Origin of the sequence: Streptomyces sp. VNUA24, assembly GCF_029167005.1 — a bacterium.
Classification (GTDB): Bacteria; Actinomycetota; Actinomycetes; order Streptomycetales; family Streptomycetaceae; genus Streptomyces; species Streptomyces scabiei.
Genome location: NZ_CP119143.1, coordinates 2,967,401 through 2,979,254, shown reverse-complemented (window position 1 = coordinate 2,979,254; position 11,854 = coordinate 2,967,401). Strand labels below are relative to the sequence as shown.

Here is an 11,854-nt window from a genome sequence, read left to right as displayed (position 1 = left end):
GGCCGTCGCCCGCTCGCCGCGACCGATTGTCGGACCCCGCCCGTAGAGTCGGAGGCAGTGATCGGAGCCGCACCCCGGGCGGCTCCACCGACCGAAGGCGGGGTGACCGGACCCATGGGGGACACCGCCGTTCCCGGCAGCGACACCGGCCCCGCCCCCGCGCGCCCGGCCGTCCCGGTCCGGCTGGCCGCCGTCTTCCTCCCGGCCCCGCTGCCCCGCCACGGACGGTTCGCGTTCTGGGACCCGGCGGGCGACGCCCCGCCACCGGGAGACACCGAGGACCTCACCGTCGTACGGCAGCACGGGTCCGGAGCCCGCCGAGGCACCGTCCCCGCCGTCCGCCTGACGGTCGGAGAGGCCCTCCCCCTGCTCACCCGCGCCCGCCGCGACCCCGCCGCCCACCCCGCCACGGCCTGCTGGGGCGCGGCCGCCCTGCACGCGCTGCGCCTGGTCGCCCGGGGCCGCCTGCTGCCCGGACTGACCGCCGAGGGGTACGACGCCTGGCGCGCGGGTCCGCTGGACCCGGACGACATCGCGCACCTCAGGGCCGTCGCCGCCGCCCTGCCCCCCGAGGGCCACGCGGTCCCGCTGCCCGGCAGGGGCCCGCTGCGGCTGCCCGAGCCGGAGCCCCTGGTGCGGTCCTTCCTGGACGCGGTCGCCGACACCCTGCCGCGCGGCCCGGCGGCGCCATACGTCTGGGGGAAACCCTTCGCCGCGCAGGCCGGACAGCGGCTGCCGGGGGCCCGTGACTGGGCGGCCGAGGTCGCCGCCGGCATGGACGCGGGCGTCCGCGTCTCCCTGCGCCTGGACCTCGCGGCCCACGACCTCTTCGACGACAGCGAGGGCGCCCCGCGGGCGGGCGCGGCGGTCGTCCAGGTGCACAGCCTCGCCGACCCCACGCTCGTCGCCGACGCCCTGTGGTCGGGGGACGCGGACACGGCGTTCGGACCCCGCGCGCGCGTGGACGCCGCCCTCGCCGTCCGGCGCGCCGCCCGCGTCTGGCCGCCCCTGGACCGCCTCTCCGAACAGGACGTCCCCGATGTCCTCGCCCTCTCCGAGGACGAACTGTCCGACCTGCTGGGCGTCGCCGCGACCCGGCTCGCGGCGGCCGGCGTCGCCGTGCACTGGCCCCGGGACCTGGCCCACGACCTGAGCGCCCGCGCCGAGGTCCACCCGGCGCCCGGCTCCGCCACCGACGGCACCGGCTTCTTCGAGGGCGAGGAACTGCTGCGCTTCCGCTGGCAGCTGGCGCTCGGCGGCGACCCGCTCACCGAGGCCGAGATGGACATCCTCGCCGAGGCCCACCGCCCGATCGTGCGCCTGCGCGACCAGTGGGTCCTCGTCGACCCGGCCCTCGTCCGCAAGGCCCGCAAACGCGAACTGGGCCTGCTCGACCCGGTGGACGCCCTGTCCGCAGCCCTCACCGGCCGGACGGAGGTCGACGGCGAGACGGTGGAGGCGGTACCGGTCGGAGCGCTGGCGGCACTCCGCGACCGTCTGACGGCCGGTGTCGGCCCGGTCGACCCGCCTCCCGGCCTGCGTGCCACCCTGCGCGACTACCAGCTCCGGGGCCTGGGCTGGCTGGACCTCATGACCTCCCTCGGCCTCGGCGGCTGCCTCGCCGACGACATGGGCCTCGGCAAGACGATCACGGTCATCGCCCTGCACCTGCGCCGGGCCCGCCCGGAACCCACGCTGGTCGTCTGTCCCGCCTCCCTGCTGGGCAACTGGCAGCGCGAGATCGCCCGCTTCGCCCCCGGGGTGCCCGTGCGCCGCTTCCACGGCCCCGACCGCACCCTGGACGACCTCGCCGGCGGCTTCGTCCTCACCACCTACGGCACCATGCGCTCCACCGCGCCGCGTCTCGCCCAGCAGGAGTGGGGCATGGTCGTCGCCGACGAGGCCCAGCACGTCAAGAACCCCTACTCGGCGACGGCGAAGGCCCTGCGTACGATCCCGGCGCCCGCGCGCGTGGCCCTCACCGGCACCCCGGTCGAGAACAACCTCTCCGAGCTGTGGGCCCTGCTCGACTGGACCACACCGGGACTCCTCGGCCCGCTGAAGTCGTTCCGCGCGCGCCACGCCCGCGCCGTGGAGAACGGCGAGGACCAGGAGGCGGTCACCCGGCTGGCCCGGCTGGTCCGCCCCTTCCTGCTGCGCCGCAAGAAGTCCGACCCGGGCATCGTCCCCGAACTCCCGCCCAAGACGGAGAGCGACCACCCCGTCCCCCTCACCCGTGAACAGGCCGCGCTCTACGAGGCCGTGGTCCGCGAGTCGCTGCTCGCCATCGAGACGGCGGAGGGCATGGCCCGCCGGGGCCTGGTCCTGAAACTCCTGGGCGCCCTCAAGCAGATCTGCGACCATCCGGCGCTGTATCTGAAGGAGGATCCGGCCACCGCGACCGGAGAACGGTTCGTAGGCCGTTCCGGCAAACTGGCGCTGCTGGACGAGCTGTTGGACACGCTGCTCTCCGAGGACGGCTCCGCGCTGGTCTTCACCCAGTACGTCGGCATGGCCCGACTGATCACCGCACACCTCGCCGCCCGCGCGGTCCCGGTCGAGCTGCTGCACGGCGGTACACCGGTCACCGAGCGCGAACACATGGTGGACCGCTTCCAGAGCGGGGCGACACCCGTCCTCGTCCTCTCCCTGAAGGCGGCCGGCACCGGACTGAACCTCACGCGGGCCGGTCATGTCGTCCACTTCGACCGCTGGTGGAACCCGGCCGTCGAGGAACAGGCCACCGACCGCGCCTACCGGATCGGCCAGACCCAGCCCGTCCAGGTGCACCGCCTCATCACCGAGGGCACGGTCGAGGACCGCATCGCCGAGATGCTGGAGTCCAAGCGGGCCCTCTCCGACGCCGTCCTCGGCTCGGGCGAGGCGGCGCTCACCGAACTGACGGACCGGGAGCTGACCGACCTGGTGTCGTTGCGGAGGCAGACATGAGCGGGGGAGCGGAGACACCCGGCGAGGCGCAGGGACCGGAGCGTGCGACCGGGGCCCGGCCCGCCGACACGGCCCGGCCCGCCGACGCCGTCCGCCGGGCGCTGCGCGCGGCACGGGAGCGGGACAGGTACGCCGCCGGCGCGGACGAACCGGACGCGCCGGGCGCCTCGGCGGCAGTGACGGAGAGCGCGTCGTCCGAGGCCCGGACGACCCGTCAGGCTCCCGCTCGGCCGGGTGACGTGGCGCGGGAGGCGTTGCGCAGGGCCGCGGAATCCCGGACGGGGGGTCCGCAGGAGCCGACGCCGGAGCGCGAGGACGCGCCGGGGCAGGTGGAGCGGGCGTCCGCCGGCCCAGGTAACCCCCGGGCCGCCGACGGGCCCGCCCCGGACAGGTCGCCCGGGGAGGCGGGCAGGCCCGCGGCTCGCCCCGGCGACATCGCCCGCGAGGCCCTGCGGGCCGCCCGCGAGGCCACCGTCCGGGCCCGCGCGGAGGCGGAGGCCGCCCGCGCGGAGGCGGAGGCCGCGCGTGCCGAGGCCGTCGACAGCGAGGACCGGGACGCGCGGCGCGCGACGGCGCCGCCCGACCGGGCTCCGGCGCCCCGTACGCACGACGGACTCGAACTCCCCTCGCAGCTGACCGAGTTGGAGCCGTCCGAGAAGCGGCCGCAACCGGGAAGGGCCTCCACGGGGGCCCCGGTCGCGCGAGACCGGGCGGCGGCGGCCCTCGGCACGACAGCCCGGAAGGCGGTGCCTGCGGACCGGCCGGGCCCGAACTCTGTGCCAAGCGAGCAGACTTCGGCCGTGGCTGCCTCCCCTGAGTCACCGTCACCTCGCCCCGCGGCCTCACCGCCAGGCGGCCCGTCCGCACGCCCGGCACCCCCCTCGGCGGTACCCGACCCCGACCCCGACCCCGATCCGGTGGACGCCCCCGACCGGCCGTCTCTCCCGGGTCCGGACACCGGCCTCCCCGCGGCCCCCCGCGTGCCCCGCACCATGGCCGCCCCTTCCCGCGACGGTGAACTGCGGCGCACCTTCCGTCCGTTCCCGCCGCGCCCCACGGCCGGGGAGGCGTTCGCGGAGAGCTGGTGGGGCAACGCCTGGGTGACCGCACTGGACGAGGGTGCGCTCGACCCCGCACGGCTGGCGCGGGGGCGGACCTACGCGGACCAGGGCCGGGTGGACGCGATCACGGTGACACCCGGGCTGGTGCTCGCGTACGTGCACGGCAGCAGGGCGCGGCCGTACCGGGTGCAACTGCGGCTGCGGACCCTGGACTCCGACGAGTGGGACCGCTTCCTGGACGCGGCGGCGGAGCAGCCCGCCCACATCGCCGCGCTGCTGGACAAGGAACTGCCGCCCGCCCTGGCCGGGCCGGGACCGGGGCCCGGCGCGGGCCGGGGCACGCGTCTGCTGCCCGGCGCCGGCGAGCTGGAACCCCGGTGCAGCTGCCCCGACTTCGGGCACCCCTGCAAGCACGCGGCGGCGCTCTGCTACCAGACCGCGCGCCTGCTGGACGAGGACCCGTTCGTGCTGCTGCTCTTGCGGGGCCGGGGCGAGCGGGAACTGCTCGACGCCCTGTCCCGGCGGAACGCGGCCCGTGCCGCACGTGCCGCGCAGGAGCAGGGGCACGAGCCCGCGGCGTTCCCGGGGGTCCGGGCCCGCGACGCCCTCGCGCCGCGCACCCTCCCCCCGCTGCCCGCCCCCCTGCCCCCTCCGCCGCACCCGGAACAGCCGCCGGTGTACCCGGGCGCGCCCGGCGGCCCGGACCCCTTCGCGCTGGACCAGCTGGCCACCGACGCGGCCGCCCGCGCCCACGCGCTGCTCACCACGGGACGCGACCCGGTGGCCGAACTGACGCTGTGGCAGGACGCGGTCCGGCTCGCCGCCGCCCGCCCCGGCTCCGGTCTCACCGCCGCGACCCGGGCCCTGTACGCGTCGCTGGCCGCGGCCACCGGCCGCACCCCGGCCGACCTGGCCCGCGCCGTCGCCGCCTGGCGGCAGGGCGGTCCGGAAGGGCTGACGGTCCTGGAGGAGCCCTGGGACCCGCCGGCCGGCCGCTTCGACCGCGCCCGCCCCTCGCTGCGCGCCGCGGACCTCCCGGCCTTCCGCCCCTGGCGCAACCACCTCACCCACCCCCGCGGCCACCTCCAGCTCCGCCTCGGCCGCGACGGCCTGTGGTACGCGTACGAGTCCGAACCGGGCCGCGACGACTGGTGGCCGAGAGGCACCCCGGACCTCGACCCGGTCGGCGCCCTGACCGGGCTCGGGGCCTCCGACGACTGACGGCCCGCCCGGCGCCGGAGGGACCCGCGCCCCTCCCCGGGCAGTAGCGGGGCAGTGACGGGACGGCGGCGCGCACCGCGGGACACGCGCCCTGCGACACGCGGGGACGTTTGTTCGACGCCCTGGCCCGGCGCGCCGCCCGCGCCGCGCGCCCGCCCGGTGACCTGCGCTCAGGTGAAGACGATGTGAGAGTTGCCCGCTGATGTTCGGGAGCCGCCCGGGCCGATTCGGGGGCCCGGGGCCGAGCACCGGGCGGGGGACGTTAGCGTGGAGCGGTGAGTGAGACGCAGACCCCCGCCCTCCAGTACCGGTTCGACGGGCCGGACGACGCCCCGGTCCTGATCCTCGGGCCCTCGCTCGGCACGACCTGGCACATGTGGGACCGTCAGATCCCCGAACTGACCAAGCAGTGGCGGATTTTCCGCTTCGACCTGCCCGGTCACGGCGGTGCCCCCGCCTACCCCGGCGGTTCGGTCACCGAGCTGGCGGCCCGGCTGCTGGCCACGCTCGACGCCGTCGGCGTTCAGCGTTTCGGTTACGCGGGGTGCGCGCTCGGCGGTGCCATCGGGGCCGAGCTGGCGCTCCGTCATCCCGAGCGCATCGCCTCGCTCGCGCTGATCGCCGCCTCGCCCCGCTTCGGCACGGCCGACGAGTTCCGCCAGCGCGGTGTGATCGTCCGTACGAACGGCCTGGACCCGATCGCCCGGACGTCCCCGGACCGCTGGTTCACCGGCGGGTTCGCGGCGGCGCAGCCCGCGATCACCGAGTGGGCGGTGCAGATGGTCCGCACCACCGACCCCGGCTGCTACATCGCCGCCTGCGAGGCGCTCGCCTCGTTCGACGTGCGCGCCGAACTCGGCCGCATCGGCGTCCCCACCCTCGTCCTCGTCGGCTCCGACGACCAGGTCACCGGCCCCGCCGAGGCCCGTACGCTCGTCGCGGGCATCCCGGACGCCCGGCTCGCCGTCGTCCCCGGCGCCTCGCACCTCGTCCCGGTCGAGCAGCCCGCCGCCGTCACCGACCTCCTCGTCCGGCACTTCTCCACGGCCTGGCAGCCCGCCTACGACTCCACCACCGGCCAGATCGCCATCCCCGCGACCCCGGTCAAGCCGGCTCTGGCCGTCGTGCCGCCGCAGGCGGGACCGGTCGCCGAGATCGCCCCGGCCGCCGCCCAGCCCGAGGCACTGGGCAGACCGGACCCCTACGACGCGGGGCTCAAGGTCCGCCGCGAGGTGCTCGGGGACGCGCACGTCGACCGGGCGCTGTCCACGGCGGACGAGTTCTCCGGCGACTTCCAGGAGTTCATCACCCGCTACGCCTGGGGCGAGATCTGGGACCGGCCCGGCCTCGACCGCCGCTCCCGCAGCTGCGTCACGCTGACCGCGCTCGTCGCCGGCGGACACCTGGACGAACTCGCCTTCCACACCCGCGCCGCCCTGCGCAACGGCCTGACCCCGGACGAGATCAAGGAAGTCCTCCTCCAGGCCGCCGTCTACTGCGGGGTACCGGCCGCGAACAGCGCGTTCCGGGTGGCCCAGCAGGTCATCCGCGAGGAGACCACCCCCGAGGAGTGACCCGGGGGCAGGATGGACCCATGAAGCTCACGAAGAAGTCGCACGCCTGCGTCCGTCTGGAGAAGGACGGACGCACGCTCGTCATCGACCCGGGCGGGTTCAGCGAGGAGGACGCCGCGGCCGGCGCCGACGCCGTCCTGGTCACGCACGAGCACCCCGACCACTTCGACGAGGGACGGCTGCGGGCGGCCCTGGAGGGCAACCCGGCCGCCGAGATCTGGACCCTGCGCTCCGTCGCCGAGAAGATCTCCGCCGCGTTCCCGGGCCGGGTGCACACCGTCGGCCACGGCGACACGTTCACCGCCGCGGGCTTCGACGTCCAGGTCCACGGCGAACTGCACGCCGTGATCCACCCGGACATCCCGCGCATCACCAACGTCGGCTACCTCGTCGACGCCGGCCGTGTCTTCCACCCCGGCGACGCCCTCACCGTCCCCGGCCACGCCGTCGAGACGCTGATGCTGCCCGTCATGGCCCCCTGGAGCAAGATCTCCGAGGTGATCGACTACGTCCGCGAGGTGAAGCCGCACCGGGCGTACGACATCCACGACGCCCTCCTGACCGACCTCGCCCGCCCCATCTACGACCGCCAGATCGGCTCCCTGGGCGGCGCGGAGCACCTGCGCCTCGCCCCCGGCGCCTCGGCGGACGTCTGACCGGGGCGCCGGTCCCGCCCGCGACCGGGCTGGACCGGCGTTGTCGTACCCGCCGGGTAGGTTGTGGGGCATGCGCATCGCGACCTGGAACGTGAACTCGATCACCGCCCGCCTCCCGAGGCTCCTGGCCTGGCTGGAGAGCAGCGGCACGGACGTGCTCTGCCTCCAGGAGGCCAAGATCGCCGAGGACGGCTTCCCGCTCGACGCGCTGCGGGAGGCGGGCTACGAGGCGGCGGTGCACGCCACGGGCCGGTGGAACGGCGTGGCGGTGATCTCCCGCGTCGGCATCGAGGACGTGGTCAAGGGCCTGCCCGGCGACCCCGGCTACGACGGCTCGGTGGAGCCCCGCGCGATCTCCGCCACCTGCGGCCCGGTGCGCGTCTGGTCGGTGTACGTGCCGAACGGCCGCGAGGTCGACCACCCGCACTACGCGTACAAGCTCCAGTGGTTCGAGGCGCTGAAGGCCGCCGTCGCCGGTGACGCGGCCGGCAGCCGCCCCTTCGCCGTCATGGGCGACTACAACGTGGCGCCGACGGACGACGACGTGTACGACGTCGCCGCCTTCGAGGGCCTCACCCATGTCACCCCCGCCGAGCGCGCCGCCCTGGCCTCCCTGCGCGAGGCGGGCCTGACCGACGTCGTCCCCCGGCCCCTGAAGTACGAGCACCCCTTCACGTACTGGGACTACCGCCAGCTCTGCTTCCCCAAGAACCGGGGCATGCGCATCGACCTGGTGTACGGCAACGAGGCGTTCGCGAAGGCCGTGGCCGACTCGTACGTCGACCGTGAGGAGCGCAAGGGCAAGGGGGCCTCCGACCACGCCCCGGTCGTGGTGGACCTGGAGGTCTAGAGCCTGGCGCATCAGAGGAGTCCGAGGTCCACCGACTCCGCCAGCGCGGCCAGCCCCGTCTCGTTCGGGTGCAGATGGTCCCCGCTGTCGTACGCGGGGAGCAGCCGGGCCGGCCGGCCGGGGTCGCGGAGCACCGCGTCGAAGTCGAGGACGCCGTCGACGTCGTCGTTGCCCCGGATCCAGTCGTTCACCGCGACCCGCTCGGCGTCGGCGGCGGCCGTGCAGCGGGCCTCGCCCTCGCAGGGCGCGATCGTCGCCGCCAGCACGCGCAGGCCCCGCTCGTGCCCCCGGGCCGCGATCTCCCGCAGCCCGGCGACGACCTCGCCCGCCGTCGTACCCCAGCGGACGTCGTTCACGCCCTGGAAGACGACGACGGTCCGGGCGGAGGTCTGGGCGAGGACGTCACGGTCGAGGCGGTGCAGGGCGCTCACGCCGCCCGTGTCGGTGGAGACGCCGTCGCCGGGATAGCGGTCGGTGACCACACGGTTCGCCGAGATGGCCTGGTTGAGGACGCCGTAGCGCGGCACCTCGTCCTGGTCCAGCAGGCGCCGGGCCAGCACGTCCGGCCACCGTCGGTTCGAGTCGGCCGTCACCTTCTCGCCGTCGGTGATCGAGTCCCCGAGCAGGACCACCGAGCCCGGGCCGCCCCCCACGTCCACGCCGGTCAGCAGCGGCCAGGTCGTCACCGTCGAGGTGTACGCCGCCGCCGAGGTCTCGCCCGCGTGGTCGCCTGGCCCGCTCACGTACGACGTCTGCTGGGCGAGCCGGTGCACGGGCGCGGCCGTCACCGTGTCCGGCAGATGGAAGCTCACCAGGAGGTCGGTGTCCGGGGGCACCTCGAAGCCCAGCGGGTCGCTGTACGCCTGGGCGCCCGCCGGGATCAGGGTGCCCGCCGCGCCCCCGAACGACAGCGGCACCGGCGCGCCGCGGGCGGCGGCGCCCTCGGCCCGCAACGCCACCGTCGCGCTCCCCACCCGTACGGGCGCCGAGGCGAAGGTGTTGTCGAGCCTGATCCGCACCCGGGGCCCGCCCGCCGAGGTGTGGACGACGAGCCGCAGCGTCCGGTCGGTCCAGGGTCCGACGGACGTGTGGCCGGAGGTGGACGCCGCCCAACCGCCGGTCCAGCCGCGCGACTCGGGGCGGACCGACAGGGCGAACACATGCAGGTCGGGGTTGCGCGGCAGGGTCACCGAGGCGACCTCGCGGCCCCGCCCGACCGGCACGGTGACGACGTACAGCCGTGCCTTCTCGGTGAGTCGACCGCCGGGGGTGTTGACGTGGGGAAGGGCGACGGCCTTGGTGGCGAGCGGGCCGGTGCGCCAGTCGGGGGAGGCCAGGCGGTACGCGGAACGGGCGCCGTTCGCGTAGCGGACCGTCCCGGTGCCGGACGCCTCCGTGCCGCCCGTGGCGGCGACGAGGAAGGCGAGGGCGTCGCCCCGGCCCCGCACCCGGACCGACTGGCCGGCGGCGCGCACGTTGTCGGGCTCGCCCGCCGCGGGGCGCGGCCAGGTCAGGCGCGCGCCCTGAACGGTCAGCGTGCGCCCCGGTGTCCACCCGGCGGCCGTCAGGTCGGTGGCGGAGAGAGAGTTCCCGTGTCCGTCGAAGTCGGCCTCGGCGGGCCGCGCGTCGTCGCTGACCGCCCGGTTGTCGAAGAGCCGTTCCAGGGGCGCCGGTCTCTCCTTCCCGGCGTCGGAGGCCCGGGCGGTGGCGACCGGCGCGGCCGTCGCCAGGAGTGCCAGTACGCAGGCCGTTCCCCAGACGCGTGGGCGCACGCGGGACCCCTCCCGTTCGCTGATGACCATGTCGGCGACGACGATGGCGGATGCGACACCGGTACGGTGACGAGGCGACAGATGTGTCATGAACCTAAAGAGGCGTCAGGGGCCCGTCAATGAGGCGTGCTCGAACGGTGGACGAACTCCGGGCGAACAGGCGGACCCGCGCGCCTGTGGTGCCGGGGACTGGGCGGATGACACGCTGAGCCCATGAACATCTCTTTCCTGGGCAACTGGCGCAAGAGGCGTGGCCCCGCCTTCGGGGTCGCGGTGTTCACCGGCGGCGACGGTGACGACGACGGTCACGCGGGACTCGCCGAACTCCTCGCCGAATGCGAACTGCTGCGTGCCCAGGCCGCGCAGGCGGGTGTGCGCCTGGACGACTCCGCGTCCTCGCTGGAAGCCCTCGACCAGCTCGTCCCGCGCTGGCGCGACGACGAGGAGCGCGCGGCCTGGCTCGGCAACGACGCCGGGCTCTACCTGGGCACGGTGGTCGTCCGGACCGTCCCCGGCGCCCGCTGGGAGATCTGGCCGAACGGTCAGCCCGTGGTGCGCCTGGCGTCCGGCCGGGAGATCGACGTGGTCGAGGCCGGCCACGCGTGGGCGGCGAGCGGCGCGCCGGAACTCTCCCAGCTCTACGCCGAGGTCGCGGAGTCGTGACACCCCGGCACCGCGCTGCCGCCCGTGTGCCGTCACCCGTGCCGTCGCCGGTGGTGCCGCCCGTGCCGTCGCCGGGCGGCGACAATACGGCTAATGCGCGGCCGTGCGTGTCGTGGACGAGGGCCACGGCCGTCCGGATAGTTTGCGGCACCTGCGGCACGGCACGGCACCGCACGCCGGAGCATGGCACGACACACCACCGCACGACATGACAGGGCACACACGGCACGGCCGGAGCGAGTAGGGCGGACAGGGCATGGCGGTCGATCCGCTGATCGAGATGCACGGCGTGAACAAGTACTTCGGGGAGCTGCATGTCCTGCAGGACATCGATCTCACCGTCGGCCGGGGGGAGGTGGTCGTCGTCATCGGCCCGTCGGGGTCGGGGAAGTCCACGCTGTGCCGGGCGATCAACCGGCTGGAGCCCATCCGTTCCGGCACGATCCTGCTCGACGGGCAGCCCCTGCCGGACGAGGGCAAGGCCCTCGCGGCGCTGCGCGCGGACGTCGGCATGGTCTTCCAGTCGTTCAACCTCTTCGCGCACAAGACGGTCCTGCAGAACGTGTCGCTCGGTCAGATCAAGGTGCGCAAGAAGAAGAAGGAGGACGCCGAACGGCGCTCCCGTGAACTCCTCGACCGGGTCGGCCTCGCCGACCAGGCGCCCAAGTACCCGGCACAGCTCTCCGGCGGCCAGCAGCAGCGCGTGGCCATCGCCCGCGCCCTCGCCATGGACCCCAAGGTCATCCTGTTCGACGAGCCCACCTCGGCCCTCGACCCGGAGATGATCAACGAAGTCCTGGAGGTCATGCAGCAGTTGGCGCGCGAGGGCATGACCATGGTGGTCGTCACCCACGAGATGGGTTTCGCCCGCTCCGCCGCCAACCGAGTCGTCTTCATGGCGGACGGCCGCATCGTCGAGGACCGCACTCCGGACGCGTTCTTCACGAGCCCGGAGAGCGACCGAGCCAAGGACTTTCTCTCCAAGATCCTCAAGCACTGACCACCGCCACACGACCGGGCGCGGTCCTCGACTACGATGAGCGGTTCATCCACTTGGGGTGAGCGAGGCCGCGGACGCCACCCCGGCCGAAACAGGAGCGCCGCCGCC

The 11,854-nt window shown here is 75.1% G+C and carries 8 protein-coding genes; 7 read left to right on the top strand and 1 reads right to left on the bottom strand.

Features of this window, described 5'->3' with window-relative positions:
* Window positions 1–114: 114 nt before the first annotated feature.
* The 5 genes from PYR72_RS12460 (at window position 115) to PYR72_RS12440 (ending at window position 8,311) form a co-directional block, all read left to right on the top strand.
* Window positions 115–2,949 carry a DEAD/DEAH box helicase gene (locus PYR72_RS12460; RefSeq protein ID WP_275455398.1) on the top strand — a complete coding sequence of 945 codons (2,835 nt, stop codon included), beginning with the start codon at window positions 115–117 and terminating at the stop codon, window positions 2,947–2,949.
* Window positions 2,946–5,231: an SWIM zinc finger family protein gene (locus PYR72_RS12455; RefSeq protein ID WP_275455397.1), complete on the top strand. Its 2,286-nt coding sequence runs from the start codon at window positions 2,946–2,948 to the stop codon at window positions 5,229–5,231. The genes PYR72_RS12460 and PYR72_RS12455 overlap by 4 nt, the downstream gene beginning before the upstream one ends.
* Before the next feature lie 275 nt (window positions 5,232–5,506).
* Window positions 5,507–6,805, top strand: coding sequence for a 4-carboxymuconolactone decarboxylase (gene pcaC, locus PYR72_RS12450; protein WP_275455396.1), 1,299 nt, complete (start codon window positions 5,507–5,509; stop codon window positions 6,803–6,805).
* A gap of 20 nt (window positions 6,806–6,825) precedes the next feature.
* A complete protein-coding gene (locus tag PYR72_RS12445) occupies window positions 6,826–7,461 on the top strand; it encodes an MBL fold metallo-hydrolase (RefSeq protein ID WP_275455395.1) in 636 nt (211 codons plus the stop codon).
* 70 nt (window positions 7,462–7,531) lie between these two features.
* Window positions 7,532–8,311 carry an exodeoxyribonuclease III gene (locus PYR72_RS12440; RefSeq protein ID WP_275455394.1) on the top strand — a complete coding sequence of 260 codons (780 nt, stop codon included), beginning with the start codon at window positions 7,532–7,534 and terminating at the stop codon, window positions 8,309–8,311.
* Window positions 8,312–8,322: 11 nt separating this feature from the next.
* On the opposite strand, the gene PYR72_RS12435 is transcribed toward PYR72_RS12440, so the two are convergent.
* The gene (locus PYR72_RS12435; protein ID WP_275460393.1) at window positions 8,323–10,113 is read right to left on the bottom strand and encodes an SGNH/GDSL hydrolase family protein; all 1,791 of its coding nucleotides are present in this window, start codon (window positions 10,111–10,113) and stop codon (window positions 8,323–8,325) included.
* 183 nt (window positions 10,114–10,296) lie between these two features.
* On the opposite strand from PYR72_RS12435, the gene PYR72_RS12430 reads away from it, so the two are divergent.
* Window positions 10,297–10,746, top strand: a complete 450-nt coding sequence (locus tag PYR72_RS12430; protein ID WP_275455393.1) for a DUF6278 family protein — start codon at window positions 10,297–10,299, stop codon at window positions 10,744–10,746.
* Window positions 10,747–11,002: 256 nt separating this feature from the next.
* On the top strand, window positions 11,003–11,746 hold the full coding sequence (locus tag PYR72_RS12425; RefSeq protein WP_275455392.1) for an amino acid ABC transporter ATP-binding protein: 744 nt from the start codon (window positions 11,003–11,005) through the stop codon (window positions 11,744–11,746).
* Window positions 11,747–11,854 lie beyond the last annotated feature (108 nt).